General features: G+C 65.8%; 18 protein-coding genes. 14 read left to right on the top strand and 4 right to left on the bottom strand.

Annotated features, from left to right (window positions below):
• Positions 1 to 205: 205 nt before the first annotated feature.
• On the bottom strand, positions 206 to 1207 hold the full coding sequence (locus G5C50_RS00365) for a YfaP family protein (RefSeq protein ID WP_165063520.1): 1002 nt from the start codon (positions 1205 to 1207) through the stop codon (positions 206 to 208).
• Positions 1208 to 1397: 190 nt separating this feature from the next.
• Here G5C50_RS00365 and larB point away from each other — a divergent pair, with 190 nt between their 5' ends.
• The 3 genes from larB (at position 1398) to G5C50_RS00380 (ending at position 3850) form a co-directional block, all read left to right on the top strand.
• A complete protein-coding gene (gene larB / locus G5C50_RS00370) occupies positions 1398 to 2195 on the top strand; it encodes a nickel pincer cofactor biosynthesis protein LarB (RefSeq protein ID WP_165063528.1) in 798 nt (265 codons plus the stop codon).
• 12 nt (positions 2196 to 2207) lie between these two features.
• Positions 2208 to 3131, top strand: coding sequence for an NAD(P)H-hydrate dehydratase (locus G5C50_RS00375; protein WP_165063530.1), 924 nt, complete (start codon positions 2208 to 2210; stop codon positions 3129 to 3131).
• A 212-nt stretch (positions 3132 to 3343) separates the two neighbouring features.
• The gene (locus tag G5C50_RS00380) at positions 3344 to 3850 is read left to right on the top strand and encodes a hypothetical protein (protein WP_240906889.1); all 507 of its coding nucleotides are present in this window, start codon (positions 3344 to 3346) and stop codon (positions 3848 to 3850) included.
• Positions 3851 to 3968: 118 nt separating this feature from the next.
• Here G5C50_RS00380 and G5C50_RS00385 read toward each other — a convergent pair whose 3' ends face one another.
• On the bottom strand, positions 3969 to 4382 hold the full coding sequence (locus G5C50_RS00385) for an RNA recognition motif domain-containing protein (RefSeq protein ID WP_165063532.1): 414 nt from the start codon (positions 4380 to 4382) through the stop codon (positions 3969 to 3971).
• A gap of 419 nt (positions 4383 to 4801) precedes the next feature.
• Here G5C50_RS00385 and G5C50_RS00390 point away from each other — a divergent pair, with 419 nt between their 5' ends.
• On the top strand, positions 4802 to 5116 hold the full coding sequence (locus G5C50_RS00390; protein WP_165063534.1) for a plasmid stabilization protein: 315 nt from the start codon (positions 4802 to 4804) through the stop codon (positions 5114 to 5116).
• A gap of 3 nt (positions 5117 to 5119) precedes the next feature.
• Here the strand turns inward: G5C50_RS00390 and G5C50_RS00395 are convergent, their stop codons facing one another.
• Positions 5120 to 5656 carry a GNAT family N-acetyltransferase gene (locus tag G5C50_RS00395; protein WP_165063536.1) on the bottom strand — a complete coding sequence of 179 codons (537 nt, stop codon included), beginning with the start codon at positions 5654 to 5656 and terminating at the stop codon, positions 5120 to 5122.
• Between the two features lie 288 nt (positions 5657 to 5944).
• Here G5C50_RS00395 and G5C50_RS00400 point away from each other — a divergent pair, with 288 nt between their 5' ends.
• Both G5C50_RS00400 and G5C50_RS00405 read left to right on the top strand, forming a co-directional pair.
• Positions 5945 to 7399 (top strand): transglutaminase-like domain-containing protein, encoded by a 1455-nt coding sequence (locus G5C50_RS00400; RefSeq protein WP_240906890.1) that lies wholly within the window; start codon positions 5945 to 5947, stop codon positions 7397 to 7399.
• A gap of 67 nt (positions 7400 to 7466) precedes the next feature.
• Positions 7467 to 8432: a sugar ABC transporter substrate-binding protein gene (locus G5C50_RS00405; protein WP_165063540.1), complete on the top strand. Its 966-nt coding sequence runs from the start codon at positions 7467 to 7469 to the stop codon at positions 8430 to 8432.
• Here the strand turns inward: G5C50_RS00405 and dapF are convergent.
• Positions 8426 to 9271 carry a diaminopimelate epimerase gene (dapF, locus tag G5C50_RS00410; RefSeq protein ID WP_165063542.1) on the bottom strand — a complete coding sequence of 282 codons (846 nt, stop codon included), beginning with the start codon at positions 9269 to 9271 and terminating at the stop codon, positions 8426 to 8428. The two genes, G5C50_RS00405 and dapF, sit on opposite strands and share 7 nt — an antisense overlap.
• Positions 9272 to 9418: 147 nt before the next feature.
• Here dapF and G5C50_RS00415 point away from each other — a divergent pair, with 147 nt between their 5' ends.
• From G5C50_RS00415 to G5C50_RS00450, 8 genes are all read left to right on the top strand, one after another.
• Positions 9419 to 10231: a metalloprotease gene (locus G5C50_RS00415; protein WP_165063544.1), complete on the top strand. Its 813-nt coding sequence runs from the start codon at positions 9419 to 9421 to the stop codon at positions 10229 to 10231.
• A 298-nt stretch (positions 10232 to 10529) separates the two neighbouring features.
• Positions 10530 to 12989 carry an endopeptidase La gene (gene lon, locus G5C50_RS00420; protein ID WP_240906891.1) on the top strand — a complete coding sequence of 820 codons (2460 nt, stop codon included), beginning with the start codon at positions 10530 to 10532 and terminating at the stop codon, positions 12987 to 12989.
• A gap of 194 nt (positions 12990 to 13183) precedes the next feature.
• Positions 13184 to 14713: a sugar ABC transporter ATP-binding protein gene (locus G5C50_RS00425; protein WP_165063547.1), complete on the top strand. Its 1530-nt coding sequence runs from the start codon at positions 13184 to 13186 to the stop codon at positions 14711 to 14713.
• Between the two features lie 26 nt (positions 14714 to 14739).
• Positions 14740 to 15684: an ABC transporter permease gene (locus tag G5C50_RS00430; RefSeq protein ID WP_165063549.1), complete on the top strand. Its 945-nt coding sequence runs from the start codon at positions 14740 to 14742 to the stop codon at positions 15682 to 15684.
• A gap of 87 nt (positions 15685 to 15771) precedes the next feature.
• Positions 15772 to 16437 carry a lysophospholipid acyltransferase family protein gene (locus tag G5C50_RS00435; RefSeq protein ID WP_165063551.1) on the top strand — a complete coding sequence of 222 codons (666 nt, stop codon included), beginning with the start codon at positions 15772 to 15774 and terminating at the stop codon, positions 16435 to 16437.
• A 103-nt stretch (positions 16438 to 16540) separates the two neighbouring features.
• The gene (locus G5C50_RS32480) at positions 16541 to 17182 is read left to right on the top strand and encodes a DUF2752 domain-containing protein (protein WP_165063553.1); all 642 of its coding nucleotides are present in this window, start codon (positions 16541 to 16543) and stop codon (positions 17180 to 17182) included.
• Complete coding sequence (locus G5C50_RS00445; RefSeq protein WP_240906892.1) at positions 17085 to 17771, top strand: hypothetical protein; 687 nt, start codon at positions 17085 to 17087, stop codon at positions 17769 to 17771. The genes G5C50_RS32480 and G5C50_RS00445 overlap by 98 nt, the downstream gene beginning before the upstream one ends.
• Positions 17772 to 18019: 248 nt before the next feature.
• Entirely contained in the window at positions 18020 to 18781 is a 762-nt protein-coding gene (locus tag G5C50_RS00450; protein WP_240906893.1) for a ThuA domain-containing protein, read from the top strand.
• Positions 18782 to 18848: the final 67 nt, after the last annotated feature.

An 18848-nucleotide genomic window follows, 5' to 3' on the forward strand; every position in this document is an offset into this window, starting at 1 on the left:
TGAAGAGACGCGTCCTTAAGGTCGACGCGACAGGTATGGATGCGATGCGCCGGACTATAACCGGGGAGCCGATTCGCCGCGAGGGCGAGTGGCGCTAGTGATCGCTCGTACCCGAGTGTACCGTCGTAATTCGACGAAGACGTCGTCGTATTTTAACAGAATCGGGTTTTCCGCACGCGAGCGTGCAGGCGCGACGGGGTCTCGATCAGGGTCGTTCGGGGGGAAGGACGGGGGGGTCGTCCATATCCTTTGGAATCTCGGCCCTGGGGCCGACGGTCAGCGTAAAGACCTTGCTCTTCTCGTCGAAGCTCCGCAGCTTGCCGCGCTGGATGGCGACGTGGCCGGCGTGCTTGATCCGGACCTGCCATTGAGTTGGTTTGGGGATTCCGCCGAAGCCGCCGTAATACGAGACGAACCAGCGATAAACGCCCGGCGGGCCGTCGCCCTTGATCTGCGAGCCGTCGTCCTTGCCGGTTTCGACGAGCCAGTAGATGTTCTCTGGGCCGAAGCCGCGTGTGTTGTCGACGTCGAGTTCGCCCCCCTGATCGCCCCTGCGCTCCTCCCAGTAGATTTCCTTGCCGCCGGGTTCGATGACGTGGAGGTCGAGGTCGGCCTGGGTGTCCCAGATCAAGGTGAACTGGGGGTCGCCGACCTTGACCTGGATTCCCCGGATCGTCTCCGAACCGTCGCCGAAGCGGGCCAGGCCGAAGCCGGTTCCGTCCCCTGCTCCTGGGTTGTCGTTGGGGGCTCCGCCGCCGACGCTCGATTTCCCTCGGGACTTCAGGGCGACGGAGCCGAGATCGAGTTTGCTCATCTCAATCAGCGGCTCGGGGGTCGGTGCGGAGGTCGCCTCGGTCACGCCCGGCTCGTCCTCGGGCGTGTTCAGTCCTCCCAGCAGGGTCGTCCCGCCGATGACGCCCTCGGGCGAGCCGCCCAGCCGGGAGTCGAACTCAATCGGTCTTCGAATCGGCGGTGTGAAGTACCAGAACGCCAGGACGAGCAGAAACGCCGTGTGCAGGCCGACGGAACCTCCCCAGCTTTTGAGCGTGTCGACCGTCCAGAAGTTCGCGCCCATCGAACTTGGTTCGCCGGCCAACCCCGCTTCGGCCGTGACGACGGCGGCCCTGGCTCGGCGCGGAGGGGCCGGCGGGTAGGCGATCGGGACGCCGCTGATGGGTTCGCGACGCTCTTGGGGAGGGGTGGACATAAAGACTGAGCCCCGGGGCGTCGACGTGGATCGAGCCTCTCGCATCAGAATTCCAGGCTAGCACGCAACCGGGAGGCGACGGTAGCTCAATCCGGTTGCGGAACCTTGACCTCGCCGTTACGGTTGATCGGAATCGACGCGCTCCGAAGCGCGCCCCGAATCCGCTTCTCCATCGGGAAACCGGCCCCCCATGATTCCACGGCATCTCGCGCAGTTGTTCCAGGCCGTCGCGTCGGGCGAGATGACTCCCGAAAAGGCGGCGCAGGCCATTGAGGCCCAGCAGCAGGGGTTCGCCGAGACCGGCGGGTTCGCGCACGTCGATCTCCATCGCCGCAATCGTTGCGGTTTTCCCGAGGTGGTCTTCGGCCTCGGCAAGACGGCCGACCAGATCGAGGCGATCCTCCACACTCAGATTCAGCACGGCCAGGGCTGCCTGGTCACGCGGGTCGAGCCGACGGTCGCGGAGCGCTTGCGCAGTGTTTTCCCCGAGGGCGTCCACAGCGCGATGGCCCGGACGTTCCGCAAGGCCGGCCCGGAGGCCGAGGGACCAAAAGTCGGTCGAGTGGTCGTCGTCACCGCCGGCACCAGCGACCTGCCCGTGGCCGAGGAGGCGCGCGTCACCGCCGAGGCCTGGAATTGCGAGGTGACTCTGCTGGCCGACGTCGGGGTCGCCGGTCTGCACCGGCTTCTCAGCCGGCTCGACCGTCTCAGCGACGCCGATGCATTGGTCGTCGTCGCCGGTATGGAAGGTGCACTGCCGAGCGTGGTCGGCGGGCTGTCGTCGTGCCCGGTCATCGCCGTGCCGACCAGCATCGGCTATGGGGCCAACTTCCAGGGGCTCGCCGCGCTCCTGGGGATGCTCAACAGCTGTTCGTCGAACGTGGTCGTCGTGAACATCGACGCTGGCTTCAACGGCGGCTACGTCGCCGGCCTCATCGCCCGGCGGGCGGGACAGGCCCGAGCGGGCGTCGACGGAAAATCGGACTGAGGTCTCCGCGCCATGGCTTTGAAACGGGTCGAATCCATTCCCTCGCTGCCGGTTCGGTCTCCCAAGGGACACAAGGGGGATTACGGCTCCATCCTGATCGTCGCCGGCGGACGGGGCATGGCAGGAGCGGCGGGGCTTTGCGGGGCGTCGGCCCTTCGTTCCGGCGCGGGGCTCGTTCGGGTCGCCTGCCCAGCCGAGGTCCAGCCTACCGTCGCCTCGTTTGAGCCCTCGTACATGACCTACCCCCTGCCCTGCGACGTCGAGGGGTTCCTCGACTTCGCCGCGGCGCGAGGGGCGCTTGAACGGCTCGCCGAGAAAGCCGACGTCCTGGCGATCGGTCCCGGCCTCGGCCAGACCGACTCGATCCTGGAACTCGTCCGTTGGGCCGTCGAGTCCTCGGGAAAGAAGCTCGTTCTGGACGCCGATGCCCTCAACGCGCTGGCGAAGGACGTCCGCATTCTGGAACGGCTCTCGCAGCCCGCCGTGTTGACGCCTCATCCTGGCGAGTTCGCCCGTCTCACCGGTAAGACGATCAAGGAGGTGCAGGCCGATCGCGAGTCGCTGGCTTCCGGCCTCGCCTCCCGCAGCAAGCATCTCGTCGTGGCCGTGAAGGGCCAGGGAACGCTCGTGACGGACGGCGATCGAGTTTACGTGAACACGACCGGGAACCCCGGCATGGCGACGGGGGGGACCGGAGACGTTCTCACCGGCGTCGTCGCGGCGCTTCTGGGACAAGGACTTGCGGCCTTCGAGGCGGCTCAACTGGCGGTCTTCACCCATGGGACCGCGGGGGACATCGCCCGGGATCATTCGGGAGAGATTGGGCTGATCGCGGGCGATCTCGTCGACGCCCTCCCCGACGCCTTTCAGCACGGGGTCGACGGGCACGACCCGAACGACGAAGACGACGACGACGACGTCGACCTGACGCTCTGAGCGTCGAACTTGATGGATTTTCGGGATTCGCTGACGATGCGGTCGTCACCTGTTCGATGGGTATCGTGTAGGATATACTAAGGTATCTCTCCGCGGCCCCGGATCGGCCGAGCGCATGTACCTCCTGGACCGCCTCCCCCGCCAATCGCCCTTCAGGCGACCACGGACTTGTTCGGGAGCTGATCGGAATCAACGTCGTGAAGGAGGTCGCAGTGTCAGCCCCCGACAATCCGTCCTCGGCGTCATGGACGTATCGCATGGAAGTCTCGCCGACCGGCCAGGGTCCTTCGGGCTCGGTCCAGGGACAGAACGACCCGATCGTCCTGCTGCATCATCTGGTCAACCTGCAAAACCAGACTCTCGACGTCCTCCGGCAAAACCTGGAGATGAACCGTCAGGAACTGGAGCTGACCCGCGAGATCGTTCAGGTCAACCGTGAGCAGCGCGCCCGCCAGTCCGCTGAGCTGGAACGCTGGCAGAACGGCCATCAACGGGTGCTCGACGCCAGCCGAGAAGCGCTCGGGCGGCTCGAACAGGTTCACGCCGCGCTGATCGCCGAGATGGCCGACTACGTCGAGGAAAACCACGAGAACCTGGTCGACGGTGATTTCGCCCTCAGCGATTTCGTCGATCGGTTCGGTCCTCGCCTGGCTCACCTCAACACGATGCTGGCTGTTCTCCGTCCCCTGGCCGTGGCCCGGCCGAAGCCCGACGCCTGATCGATCCCGCGAGCGATCGGCGAGCCGCTCTTCGAAACGCAAAACGCCCCGGCGGATTCCTGAATCCGCCGGGGCGTTGGTGTATCACTCGCTCAAGGGAAGCGAGAGCCGAGGTCGATCAATAACGACCGCCGCGGTCGTAGCCACCGCCGCCGCCGCGACGATCTCCGCCGCGACCGCCGCCGCCGTAACCACCGCCGCCGCCGCCGTATCCGCCGCCGCCGCCGTAGCCGCCGCCGCCGGAGCGACCACCGCCACCATAGCCGCCGCCGCCCGAACGGGGCTCACGCGGGCGGGCTTCGTTGACCGTCAGGCGACGGCCTTCGGATTCATGATCGTGCAGGCCGTCAATGGCGGCCTGGGCCTCGGCGTCCGTGCTCATCTCGACGAAACCGAAACCCTTGCTGCGGCCGGTCTCGCGATCGGAGATGACCTCAGCGCTCTCGACGGTGCCGAACTGCGAGAACAGCTGCTCCAGGTCCGAGCTGTTCACGCGGTACGAGAGATTCCCGACATACAGTTTCTTGCCCACCTGCTAACTCCTAGCGTGGCGACTCGACTCCGACCCACTACTCACTTTCCGGGTCCTGAAAGGGGCCGTGAACCGGCCCTGGTGGTGGAAAGGCGGAAGAGGCAGACGAGAAGCTCTATTGGGATCTACGGCACGCGCTCGTTCGGTTTCCAGCCAATCCAGAGTATAGAAACATCGCGGTCGCTTTGGTAGATCGAATCCGGCACTTCGGCCGGAATCTCGAAATCCTACGATTTTACCCGCCGCGGACGCCCTGTCGCTATACCGTCGATTCCGCGGGATCAGGAAAATCTAGGAAGTCGACGGATTCGTTACACTGCCGGCCTGAGTTTTGTATGGGGGTCTCAACCGGTTCTCGTCGCATCAACGTCTCAAGGCTTGCGAGCGACTTCACCTAACAAGGAACCGGAGAACGAACCATGCCGCGGGGAGATAAATCGAAGTACACGGACAAGCAGAAACGTCAGGCCGATCACATCGCCGAGAGTTATGAGGACCGCGGCGTGCCTGAGAAGGAAGCTGAGCGCCGGGCCTGGGCCACGGTGAACAAGGAGACCGGCGGCGGCAAGAAGTCGGGGAGCGGCCGGGGCAAGGCCGAGAACCACGAGCCAAGCAAGAAGGGCGGCAAGCTCAGTGGGGCCGCTTCGGCAGCCCGCCCGGCTTCGGCGCGGTCCGAAGCCGCCAAGAAGGCCGCAGCCACTCGAAAACGCAACAAGGAGGAGAGCGCCTCCTGAGGCTCAGGATCGAAGCGCCGGCGTGCCGGCGATCGTCGCTCCGGCTCGCCGGATTCCGTACACCTCGACGGGGATGTCGAAGATCTCCGTGCGTCCTTCCAGCCGCATCCCCAGCCGACGCGCCACGCGTTTCGACGCCAGGTTGTCGCCGTGGATCATGCTGATGACGTGGCGTTCCTGAAGCGTCGCAAAGGCGAACTCCAACGAGGCGCTGGCCGCTTCAGTCGCATAACCTTTGCCCCAGTAGACGCGTCGAAGGGCCCAGCCGACCTCCAGGCCCGGCCAACCTTCCGGCCGCCAGCAGCCTACGCGTCCCAGCATCTCTCCAGTCTGCTTTTCTTCAACGGCCCAGAAGCCGAAGCCGCGCAGTCGCCAATGTCCCAGGATCATGGCCATGTTCCGCCAGGCCTCGGACCGGTTCATCGGCCCGGAGCCCAGATACCTCATGACGTCGGGATCTCCCGTCATTGCGACGTAGGCGTCGAGGTCGCTTTCGCGGAACTGGCGGAGGACGAGTCGCTCGGTCTCCAGGGTTTCCATGAGCCAACGGATTCCACGAGAAGGCAGGTGCGCGGTTTGGGTCTCCCAGTCTAGTGCCGACGAGGGGCCTGTGGCGAGGCCGCATTCGGATGAGCCGGCGGCCCCGGCCGGTTGTCGTCGCCGAGGGCGTCCCTCACTTGAGCTTGAGGGCGTCCCGTCATTCTCCGATAGTGAAGCAGAGGGATTCCGCGCGCCGGGCGCGTCCAAGTGTGGATGCCGCTGCTCGTCCAGGGAAAGGTCTGGGTCGTCATGAACCGAATTCGACTTCGCCGCTCGAGCCTCCTCCTGATGATCCTGACGACCGCCCTCGCCGTCCCGGCCGCCCACGCCGAGGACGCCTGGGACGCCGTCTTCCTGGCGGGCAACAAGATCGGATACATCCACACCTTCATCGAAAAGGTGACGGAGAAGAACCGCCCGCTGAACCGCGTGCGGGTCGACACCGTGCTGAGCTTCCGCCGCGGCGACGACGTCGTCACCCAGAAGATGATGTACGGCACGATCGAGACCCCCGAGGGGGAAGTTCTCCGCCTGGACACCCGAACTCTGACCAGCGACAACGAGATCCGCGTTTACGGCGATGTGATCAAGGGGCAGATGCGGTTGATCCTGGAAGGGACCAAGCAGCGTCAGGAGCAGATCGTCCCCTGGGGGCCCGAGGTTCGCGGCCCTTATGCGGCCGAGCAAAGCATGGCCAAGACGCCGATGACCGAAGGGGAGAGCCGCACGCTCAAGATGTACATCCCCGACCTCAACAGGGTGGTCGACATCGAGCTCAAAGGCGGGCCGACCTCGGACATCGAACTCGGCGACGGCATGAAGCGGCCGCTTCGGAAGGTGGAGCAGATCGCGACGCTGGACGGTAAGGTCCGCCCCGAACTGGGCGCGACGCTCTGGGTCGACACCGCCGGACAGATCCTCAAGCAAGACGTCGATCTTCTGGGCGGGATGACCACCTATCGCACCACCGAGGAAGGGGCCAAGGCCCCTGGCGGTCGGATCAAGTACGACCAGATCCGGGGGACGATCGTCAAAACGTCTCGCGAGATCCCCAACCCCTATCAGACGACGTACATCAAGTATCAGGTCACCCTCAAGGACGAGGACCCGACCAAGATCATCCCCAACGATCGCCGCCAGACGTTGACGCCTTCCGGGGACGGCAAGTCGGCCGTCATGATCATCAACACGATGGGGCCCAACGACGGCGAGGCCGGGTCTGAACCCGGGCCCGAATTCCTCCGTCCCAACGGCGTGGTGACCAGTGCGGACGCCCGGGTGAAGCGGTTGGCCGATCGCGCCGTCGGAAACGCCGCAGATCCCTGGGAGCAGGCCGTCCGGATCAACAAGTGGGTCTTCCAGAACATGCGGAGCAACTTCGCGACGACGTTCGCACCCGCCAGCGAGGCGGCCGTGAACCTCACCGGCGACTGCACCGAACACTCAGTCCTCGCGGCGGCCATGTCGCGAGCGAAGGGGATCCCGTCGCGGGTCGCCGTGGGGCTGATCTTCGTCGACAGCAAGGAACTGAAAGCCAAGGGCTTCGGCTTCCACATGTGGCACGAGGTCTTCGTGAACAATCGCTGGGTCGCCCTCGACTCCTCGTTCGACCAATCGCAGGTCGACGCGACGCACATCAAGCTTTCGGACTCCAGCCTGGAAGGGGTCTCGCCGTTCGAGTCGTTCCTGCCGATTCTCCGCGTCCAGGGGAAGGTGACGATCGAGCCTCTGGAACTCCGCTGAGCCGGTCGCCACAATGGGGCCGCGTGCGAGGCGGCCCCACTCCCTCGGCTCCCGGGAGTCCGAAGCGATGTCGACCCTGAAACTGCTGGCTGCGCCGGCCCTGCTGGCCCTGTTCCTCTCGGGATGCGGAGTGGAAGTCGCGACCGACTCAGGCCCCTCGAAGCCGGCTGGGAAGGGCTCCGGGAAGATCGGCGCGGTTCTCCCGATGTTCAGCCATCCTTTCTTCACGGCGATGAGAGAAGGGATGGAGGCCAAGGCCAAGGAACTCGGCCTGGAGATCGACGTTCGCGACGGCCAGGACGACGACGCGAAGCAGATCGGCCAGGTTGAGACGCTCCTGAACCTGGGCTGCAAGGCGATCATCCTCTGCCCTCGCGACGAGGACGCGCTCATCCCCGCCGTCGAAGCCGCCAACCGCGCAGGGACGCCGATCCTGGCCGTCAACCGTCGGATCAACGGCGGCGAGGTCGTCAGCTACGTCGGGGCCGACGACGCCGAGGGGGGCGTTCTCCAGGGGGAGGAACTCGTCCGACTCCTCGGCCCCAAGGGGGGCAAGATCATCTACCTGGAAGGGACCGAGGGCTCCAGCCCCCAGCGCAATCGGAGCGAGGGGCTGACCGCCGTGCTCCAGAAGCATCCTGAGATCGAGGTCGCCGACCGTCGTTTCGCCGGCTTCCAGGAAGACAAGGCGAAAGGGGTCATGACCGACCTCGTCCGCCGCTTCAAGCCCGGCGAGATCCGCGCCGTGGTCGCCCAGTCCGACGAGATGGCGCTCCCCGCCGCCGAGGTCTCCCAGGCCGAAGGGTGGAAGGACGTCGCCGTTCTCGGCTTCGACGGCGCGAAGACGGCCTTCGACGCCGTCCGCGACGGCCGTCTGGCCTGCACGATCCTTCAGGACCCTCGTGAACAGGGGGCGAAGGCCGTCGAGGTCATGGCGGCGAAGCTGAAGGGGGAGTCCGTCGACCGCGAGGTCGTCACCCCCCTCCGCCTCATCAACAAGGCGAACATCGACCAGCACAAGCCGGCTTACTGACCGGTTTCACGCCATTCGCCGCTGAAGACCTCGGTGGCGGGCCCGGTCATGAGGACCGAGGCGTCGCGCGAGGCCCATTCCAGTTCCAGGTCCCCTCCCGGCAGGTGCGCGAGGACCTTCGGGCCGGTACGCCCCGTCAGCACGCCGGCCACGCAGACGGAGCACGCCCCTGTCCCGCAGGCCATCGTGATCCCGGAACCCCGTTCCCAGGTCCGCATCTTCACCTCGCTGGGCGAGACGACCTGCGCGACGTGGAAGTTCACCCGCTTGGGGAAGACCGGGTGACGCTCGATCAGCGGCCCCAGCGTCTCCAGGGGGAAAGCGTCAACGTCGTCCACGAACAGGACGGCGTGAGGGTTGCCCATCGAGACGGCCGTGAGCTTCAGCTCCTTGCCGCCGATCTCCACCGGCGCTTCGACGACTGGATCGCCTGGAAGGGTCGTCGGAACGGCGTCGGCGTTGAGGATCGGCGTCCCCATGTCGACGCGGACGAGCTTCGCCTCGCCCCCTTCGACGGTCAGGTCGAGCGTCAGGACGCCTCGGCCGGTCTCAACGGTCACGCGCGGTTTTTTGGCGATCCCGTGGTCGTGGATGTACTTGGCGACGCAGCGGACGCCGTTGCCGCACATCTCGCCTTCGGAGCCGTCGACGTTGAACATCCGCATGCGGGCGTCGGCGCGGTCGCTGGGGAGGATCGCAATCAGGCCGTCGGACCCGATGCCGAAGTGGCGATCGCTGACCGCGCGGGCGATCGCGCCGAAGTCGGCTGGCTCGGGCTGGGTGAAGGTCTCGACGTAGACGTAGTCGTTGCCGAGGCCGTGCATCTTCGTGAATTTCATGGGCGGAGTGGATCGCTCGGGCGGGTTTTGGGTCGCCCCGAGGCTCTCGGGTTGGCCCTCATGGCGGGGGCGACGGTAACATTGTAGGCTCGATCACGACGCCGCTTCCAGCGCCCCGCCTCTTTCGCGGGAAACAGCGAGGACCCGATGAGCTCCGTTGCACCTCCCTCGAATTACGACCTGCGATTTGAAGTCCTGGGGATCCCCGTTCGCGTCCATCCTTTTTTCTGGATGTTCAGCGCTCTGCTGGGGATGACCGGCGCCCGGAACGACCTGAGGTTGGTGGCTCTGTGGGTCGCCTGCGTCTTCGTCTCGATCCTCGTCCACGAGTTCGGACACGCTCTCATGGGGAAGTGGTTCGGCGGATCGCCTTCGATCCTCCTCTACAGCCTGGGAGGTCTTTGCTACTCCGGCACGGAACGCACCCCCGGCCAGAGGTTGGCGGTGGTCCTGGCCGGTCCTGCCGCGGGTTTCCTGCTCTTCCTGGCGACGTTGCTCGTCTACAGCCTGCTTTACCACATCACCCCGGCGGAGCACCTGGCGCTCGTCAGACCCTTCGTCGGTCTCACCCCGAACGCGCAAGCCTTCCTCGGCGGACTAAGCAAGCTTCCGAGCGGACTGGGTCGAGACGTGAGCCTGATCAGAGAGACGTACGTTCAGATGGTGCAGATCAACCTCTACTGGACGTTGATCAATCTGTTGCCGATCTGGCCGCTCGACGGTGGGCAGGCGGCTCAGGTGGTGATGACTCAGGCCAATCCCCGCAACGGCCTGCGATGGAGCCACGGCGTTTCCTTCGTCACGGCTGGCTTGATCGCGATTTTCCTTGGCGTGCAGTCCCAGGATCTGTTCATCACCTTGTTCATGGGATACTTCGCCTATATCAACTACGAACAACTCCAGCGGCTGCATGAAGCCAGCCGGTTCAGCAAGGATGACGACGACTGGTGGCGGCGTTGAACGCGTGTGCCGAAAAGCAACATGGCGGAAAGCCGCCCGGGACCGCGTAGTTCGTTGTCTCAGCACGATTTGCGTTGCATTGGGGGAGCTTGTAGGGTCCCCCTCTTTCTTTTCCAGGCAGGATGGACCACAATTCACGAGTCCGCCCGCGAAGAGTCCGCATCGGGGCTCGTCCGCCTCGGCGTCCTTTTGAACAGCGCGAGCAGAACGGGGTTTCATGCACTCACGCAGTAAGCAGGTCCGGTCAGGAAAGCGGACCGGGACGCGGCGGATAGAGGGAGAAGGCGAGCCAGCTCGCGTGGGCGCGGATTCAGCGGTTCGGACCAACCGATTGCCGTTGTTGCCGTTGCGGTCGGACGTCGTGTTTCCGCAGACGGTCGTCCCGCTGGTGATCAATCGCCCCAGTGGGATCCGGCTCATCGACGAAGTCATGGTCGGCGAGCGTTTGGTGGGGCTCGTCAGCCAGCTCCACCCAGAGATCGATGAGCCGACGATGGGTGACCTGTTCCCGACCATCTGTGTCGGGACCGTTCTTAAGATGCTTAAGTTCCCGGACGGCTCGACGCGGATCGTCTGCCAGGGGCAGACACGCGCGCGCTTGCTGCGGGTCGTTCAGACCGAGCCCTATCTGGTCGGCGAAGTCGAGCCGCTGGAAGAGGTTGAGGAAGAAGGGGTCCAGATCGACGCCCTGGTCCACCACATCACTCGCCTGTTTCAGCGAATGGTGGATCAGTCGCAGCAGATCCCCGAGGAGCTTCAGGTCGCCGCGATGAACACCCGTGAGCCCGGCCGGCTTGCGGATCTCCTCGCCTCCAGTCTGCCTTTCTCCATCGAAGAGCGGCAGGTGATGCTCGGCGAGATCAACGTCCGGCTTCGGCTGGAGCGGCTCTCGCAGTTCCTCTCGCGGCAACTGGCCGTGCTGGAACTCTCCACCAAGATCCAGGAGCAGGTCGGCTCGGAGCTTTCGAAGGCTCAACGCGACCACTTCCTCCGCCAGCAGATCAAGGCCATCCAGGAAGAGCTTGGCGAAGGCGAGGCGGAGAATCCTGAGGTCGCCGAGCTTTGGGATCGAATCAAGGCCGCCAATCCGCCCGAGGACGTTCAGCGCGAGGCTGAGCGCGAGCTGGAACGCTTGGTGGCGATGCACCCCAGTTCGGCCGAGTATTCGATCGTCCGCACCTACCTGGACTGGCTGGCTCTGCTCCCCTGGGACAAGGCGAGCAAGGACCGCCTGGACCTTCGCCGCGCCCGGAGGATTCTGGACACGGACCATTACGACCTGGAGAAGATCAAGGAGCGGATCCTCGAATACCTCGCCGTGCGCAAGCTGAAGCAGGACATGAAGGGGCCGATCCTCTGCTTTGCCGGGCCGCCGGGGACGGGCAAGACGTCTCTGGGCAAGAGCATCGCGAAGGCGCTGGGGCGAGAGTTCGTCCGCGTCAGTTTGGGCGGCGTCCACGACGAGGCCGAGATCCGGGGCCACCGTCGGACTTACGTCGCCGCGATGCCCGGGCGGATTATCCAGGGGATCCGCAAGGCCGCGACCAACAATCCGGTCTTCATGCTCGACGAGGTCGACAAGCTCGGCAACGACTTCCGAGGCGACCCGTCCGCGGCGCTCCTGGAAGTCCTCGACCCCGAGCAGAACGCGACCTTCCGCGACCACTACCTGGACGTCGACTTCGATCTCTCGAAGGTCATGTTCATCGCCACGGCGAACGTGCTGGAGACGATTCCCACCCCGCTGCTGGACCGGATGGAGGTGCTTCACCTTCCCGGCTACAGCGAGGAGGAGAAAACGCTCATCGCGCAGAAGTACATCATTCCCAAGCAGCTTGACGCCCACGGACTGGTCGCCGCCGACCTCGACATCACCGATCAGGCCGTGCGCAAGGTCATCGCCGACTACACCCGCGAAGCCGGCCTGCGAAACCTGGAACGCGAAATCGCGGCCGTCTGCCGCAAGATCGCCCGGCGCCGGGCTGAGGGGAAGAAGAAGGCGGTCACGGTCGGTCCGACCCAGGTCGCCGAACTGCTGGGGCCGTCGCGCTACTATCGCGAGTTGGCCGACCGCACCGGACTGCCTGGCGTCGCGACGGGCCTGGCCTGGACCCCCACCGGCGGCGAGATCCTGTTCATCGAGGCCACCGGCATGCCCGGCAAGGGAGCCTTGACGCTGACCGGTCTGCTAGGCGACTCGATGCGCGAGAGCGCGCAGGCGGCGATGAGCTACCTCCGCAGCCACGCCAAGTTGCTCGCGCTGGACCTGAGCAAGCTCGCGAAGACCGACGTCCACATCCACGTCCCGGCTGGGGCCGTGCCGAAGGATGGACCGTCGGCGGGGGTGGCGATCGCCTCGGCCCTCATCAGCCTCTTCCGCGATAAGGCGATCAAGTCCGAGCTGGCGATGACCGGCGAGGTCACGTTGACCGGCCGTGTGCTCCCCGTCGGCGGAGTGCGGGATAAGATCCTGGCCGCTCGTCGCGCTGGAATTCGCTCGGTCTTGCTTCCCCGGCATAACGAGAAGGACCTCGTCGAACTGCCGGCCGACGTGAAGGCCGACCTGACCTTCAGGTTTGTTGACACGCTCGACGACGTGATTCCCAAGCTGTTTGACGAGGAGCCGGCGAAAGCTCGCAAGCCCGCGCCGGTCAAGCCGTCCGGCCGGGTGGGCGCGGTGAAGCCGCAGAAGCCGACGACCTCCGACGAGGCCGCCGCCAAGTTCCCCGGGCAGCATCACCACCGGCGACGCCCATGAGTCAGACGTCTTCCCCCCTGGACGGGGAAGGCAGACCGCGCAGCGATCAGATGAGGGGGACGACTGCCGAGAAGTTCTCGGCTGCCAGTTCTCAATTTTCAGCCGAGGGAACGTAATCGCAGTTCTCTGACAACTGAAAACCGAGAACCATTCGTCCTCTACGGACCACCTTCCCCTCCAGGGGGGAAGTTGGCTTGATTCCGACGACTTCCCCCGCCCGCTCGCTCATGCCTGACCAATCTCCGGATCCCGGCCGCGTTTCGCTGGTCGGACTGACCCGCTCGTTCTCGGGCGTTCGAGCGTTGAAGGGCGTGGACCTGGACCTCGTCGGCGGCGAGATCCACGCCCTCTGCGGCGAGAACGGCGCAGGGAAGAGTACGCTCATCCAGATCCTCGGCGGCGTGGTTCGGCCGGATTCGGGGACGATCACGATCGACGGCGTACCAGCCCGGTTCGCGAACCCCGCCGCGGCCCTCGCGCGGGGCGTCGCGATCATCTATCAGGAGCTGAGCCTCGTCGACGAGTTCACCGTGGCCGAGAACCTGGCGCTCGGCAACGAGCCTCGTCTGGGCCCCTGGATCGACCGCCGGGCCATCCTCCGCGATGCTCGACGAGTGCTCGAAGAACTCGGCTTCGCGATCGACCCGGCGGCTCGCGTCGGTTCGTTTACGATCGGCGAACGCCAGCAGGTCGAGATCGCTCGCGCGCTCGGCCGACGGCTTCGCGTGCTGGTCCTCGATGAGCCGACCGCCGCCCTCTCGCGCGCTGAGACGGGGCGGTTGTTCGACGTCCTTCGCAACATCCGCGATCGAGGCGTGCCGATCCTCTTCGTCTCCCACCACCTGGACGAGGTCTTCGAACTGGCCGACCGGATCACCGTGCTGCGAGACGGCTCCAAGATCGGCTCTTGGAAGACCTCGGAAATCTCGCTTCCGGAAGTCGTCGCGCACATGGTCGGCGAGGCTGTCGACGTTCGTGAACGACCGCCTCGGAAGGCCGCCGCCGAGCCCCGCCTGCGAGTGTCTGGTCTCGTCGGCCGAACGCTCCGGGGGTTGGATCTGGATGTCGCCCCCGGCGAAGTCGTCGGTTTGACGGGGCTCGCCGGCGCAGGGCATGAGGAACTGGCGTCGATCTTGTTCGGAGCCTCGCGAGCGGAGGCCGGAGAGGTCTCTTGGGAAGGACGTCCCTTTCGACCCAGACATCCGGCCGAGGCTGCTCGACTGGGGGTCGCCATGATTCCCGCTGACCGTCGCGGCCGGGGTCTGATTCCCTCTCAGGGGATCCTGGAAAACCTGACGCTCGCCAGCTACCGCGAGTTGTCGGTCGGCGGCTGGCTTCGTCCGTCTCGTCGCTGGGCGCTGGCCCGCGAGTGGTGCGAGAAGTTCGAGGTCGCCTCGTCGGGGCTCTCCCAGAGCGTGTTGACGCTTTCGGGGGGGAACCAGCAGAAGGTTCTCCTGGCGCGCTGGGCGGCCCGCGATCCAGAATTGTTCATCCTCAACGAGCCGACCCGCGGAATCGACGTGAAGACCCGCGAGGCGATCCACCGCTGGATCGATGGTCTCGCGGACGCGGGCCGCTGCGTGTTGCTCATCACGTCCGACGTTCAGGAGATGGCACGGCTCGCCGACCGCTGCGTGATCGTTCGCCAGGGGCGCGTCGCCCGCGAACTGCGTCCGCCCGACCTCACCGAACACGCCGTCTCCGCAGCCGTGGTTGAGGGCTGAGCCCCCGAGATTATCGAGAGACCGTCATGCCCGCAGCACTCCGACCCATCGTCGCCCGACTCCCCCAGATCCTCCTGATCGTCGGGGCTCTCGCGCTGATGCTTCGGACCGAACGTTTCTTCACGCCGGGGACGCTCGCCAGCATCCTGGCCCAGGCCAGCATCATAGGAGTGCTGGCGGTCGGCCAGGCGTTCGTGCTGATCGGCGGCGGCTTCGACCTGTCTCAGGGGGCTCTGCTGGCGCTGATCGCGGCGATCGTCGGTCGGCTTTCGCAGGACGCCTGGGGATGGCCTGTCTGCCTGACGGCGGCCTTGCTGGGGGGCCTGCTGCTCGGTTCGCTCAACGGGTTTTTCGTTTCCGTGGTGAGGACGAACCCGTTCGTCACCACGATGAGCACGCTGCTGATCTTTCGAGGAGCGGCGTTCATCACTCTGAGCGGCGGCCAGATCAAGACGCCCGTCTTTCAAGGGCTGGATTCGGGATTCAAGTACGGCGAGACGTTCGTCTCCTTCCGTGGCCTGATCTTTCTGGCGGCTGCGTTGATCTCGTGGATCGTCCTGCGATGGTCAGTCTTCGGGCAGCACGTCTATGCGCTGGGAGGCAACGCTGAAGCTGCGCGGCTGGCCGGCGTTCGGACGATTCGGCTGCGGATCTGGACCTTCGCCCTCAGCGGTCTAGCGGCGGGAGCGGCGGCCGTGCTCTTTCTAGCCTGGGTGCGGATGGCGAAGGCCGATACGGCCGTCGGCTATGAGTTCGACTCGATCGCCGCCTGCGTGGTCGGCGGCGTGTCGCTTCAAGGAGGACGGGGAAGCGTTCTGGGGGCGGCAGCCGGCGCCCTGCTCCTTCAGGCGCTCCGGACTCAGATTACGATGAGCGGATTCCCGGACGAATACCGGACGTTCATCACCGGCGTGGTCATCCTGACCTTCGCCGCCGCCGACGCCCTAGCCCGACGCAACGAGCGAGCCTGAGCCAGCGGCTGGTCTGGCGTTTTTCAGGCGATTCGCGTAGGCTCCCCCGCGCGCTCGGGGGCCTCCACTTCCAGGGAAGGAAGTTCCATGAAGATCCAGCATCCGCTGCTGATCCAGACGATCGGCCATGTCGGTTCGCACCTGATTCGCGGGCTGGGGAAGACGTGGGACTTCCACTTCCGCTACGAGGATCCGGCCGTCGACCCTGAGGTCGCCCGCCGCGAGGGGAAGCGCTACATCTACGCGTTTTTCCACGAGGTGATGCTCTTCCCGGCCTATTACTGGAACTGGCCGTCGATGAACATCCTCATCAGCGACCACCGCGACGGTGAGATGATCACCCAGGTTGTGAAGCGGCTGGGATTCGGCGTCGTCCGGGGCTCGACGACCCGCGGCGGCGCCCGCGCACTCCGCGAGATGACCGAGACCATCACCGAGGGGAACCTCTGCGTGACGCCCGACGGTCCCCGAGGCCCCCGTCGGCACGTCCATCAGGGGATCGCGTATCTCGCCAGCCGGACGGGTCTGCCGGTCGTCGGCGCGGGAATGGCGTTCAAGGACTCGTGGCGGGCCAAGAGCTGGGACCGTTTCTGCGTCCCCAAGCCATGGAGCAAGGCGGCGGCCGTCACCCCCGCGCCGGTCTTCATCCCCCCCGACGCCGACCGCGAGGCGCTCGAAGCCGGCCGGGCCGAGATCGAACGTCGCATGAACGCGGCCATGGACGAGGCCGAGGCGTGGGTCGAGAAACTCTGATCCGGGGTTGCCGTAAATCGCCCAAGCGAGTAGGTTGCCGAGGCATTTCCGGACGATTCAAGTCCGACGGTCGGCGTCTCGATGAGCGCCCCGGTCTCCTGCGATGAATCAACACCCGCCGAGTCGACCCCTTTCGCAGCCGGTCCGGTGGTCCTTCGCGGCCCTGGCGGTCGGACTGATGGTCATGCTGGCGATCGGCCGAAGCCTGAAGCCCGACCCTCGCGGTTACGGCTCGCACGAGCGGCTTGGGCTGGCTCCGTGTTCGTATCTGGCCTCGACGGGACGGTTCTGCCCCTTCTGCGGGGCGACGACCGCCGTGGCCGAGACGACGCGGGGGCGACTGGTTCGAGCCTGGCGGGCCAACCCCGCGGGGGCTCTGCTGGGCGTGCTGGCCGGGCCTTTGGTCGTCTGGTTGATGCTGGGCGTCTGGACGCGACTGCCGATCGGCTTTCGCTCGCCGGGGACGCCGCTGGTGGGCCTGCTGTTCCTGCTGGTCCTGGTGGGTTCCGCATTCTGGTTGATGCGATTTCTTGACGGCCCGGCCGACATGGCCCCCGCCGGCGCGGCGCCGGTTTCAGGCCCGACCCGGCCCACGCCCGAACCAAGGAAGGAGGGGGCGGCCAATGACCCCCCGTACGATGACGAGGATGCGACGTCTCTCCGCCCACGCGGTGGCCTTCGCCCTGCTGCTGACCCTCGCGGGCTGCGACCCGCGGACCCTGATGTACTTCCTCCAGCCCTATGAGCCGACGATCCCCGCGCCCGGGCCTTCGCTGAAGGGGAAGAAGGTCGTCGTCCTGACCGCCGCGGATGCGGGGACGTTGAGCCGATTCCCGGGCCTCGAACGCGACCTCTCCCGGCAGTTCATCAGTGATCTGAAGAAGAACAAGAAGATCACGATGGTCGAAAGCGAGAAGGCCGGCGACTGGATCGAAGCCCATCCCAAGTGGTCCGACCCAGTCCAGGCCGCCCGCGACTTCGAGGCGGACGTGGTGGTCGTTCTGGAAGTGGAGAACTTCGAGACCCGGCACCCGGGCGACCTCAACGTCCTCCAGGGGAAGGCCAAGGTCCATATCCAGGCGTTCGAGCTGAAGTACCCCACCAACAGCAAGGGGAAGCCGCTGACCGACCAGGAGAAGGAGTCGGAGTCGATCTACGACGACTACCAGGAGTCCGAGTTCCCCAAGCGCGGGCCGATCCCGATGGATTCCGGCGTGGGCGAGCCGACCTTCAAGAGCAAGTTCCTCAAGGTCGTTGCCGACGAATGCTCCTGGCACTTCATCGAGCACGCTCAGGAGGACATGATCGAGGACGTCCGCTTCAACGGCCGTTGACCTCGATCGCCGAAACCTGAGATGAGAACCACCACGGCCGGGCTCCGCCGCGAATCGCAGGCGAGCCCGGCCGTTCGTGCGTTCTTGCACGAATCCCGTTGGAATTCGGTTGAATGCACGTCTCTCGACGTTTATCATCGGACGTGTGAAAGCGGCGATCCCGGTGCGGACGCGCTCTCATCCCACCTAGGTTTGATTTCCCGCCATCGCCCCCGCCCGAAACCTGGACCCCCTCCAGGAGGATCTCGGTGATTCTTGCCCGCCGATTGTTCGTGCGTGATTTCGCGTCGGCCTTTTGTCTGATCGCCTGCGTATCCGCGTCGGCTTCTGTTTACGCTCAGACGTCCAAGCCTGTCCGCGTGCGGATCTGGTGCGAGGGCGAGTCGTCGGCGTCCGTCTATCCCAAGGGGGTCGACGCGGCTCTGGCGGAGGGACTGGCTCGTCATTCCGATTTTCGAATCACCCGGGCGCGGCTCGACGAGCCTCAAGCGGGGCTCGCCGATCAGGCCCTCGACGACACCGACGTCCTCCTCTGGTGGGGTCGGGCCCGTCACGACGAACTTCCCGACGATCGCGCCGAGGCGGTCGCCGCCCGCGTCCGCGACGGTCGGCTCGGCCTTGTGGCGCTCTACGCCTCTTGCGGCAGCAAGCCGTTCCGACTTTTGATGTCGGGGACCCCCTGCGAGCCTGCCAGCTGGCGCGAGGACGGCCGGCCGGAGTTCGTCGCGGTGAGGGCTCCCGACCATCCCATCGCCGCGGGAATCGTTCCCTTCACCATTCCCAAGACTGACATGTTCTCTGAGCCGTTCGCAGTTCCCGAGCCTGAAACCGTCGTCTTCGTGTCGACCTGGGAGCGCGGGGAGACCGTCCGCAGCGGCCTGACCTGGACCGTCGGCAAGGGGAGGGTCGTCTATCTCCGGACCGGCTCCGAATCGTATCCCGTCCTGTTCCACCCCGCAGTCCGGCACTCGATCGCGAACTCCCTCTCCTGGAGCGCCCGGCGCCACTGAGAGCGGCCTCGGTGAAGCGAATGATGCGAGGCGGCAGGCTTGGGTCGACCCTGCGCCGGTGCGGCTG

It is taken from the genome of Paludisphaera rhizosphaerae, from assembly GCF_011065895.1.
In the GTDB taxonomy this organism is placed as follows: domain Bacteria; phylum Planctomycetota; class Planctomycetia; order Isosphaerales; family Isosphaeraceae; genus Paludisphaera; species Paludisphaera rhizosphaerae.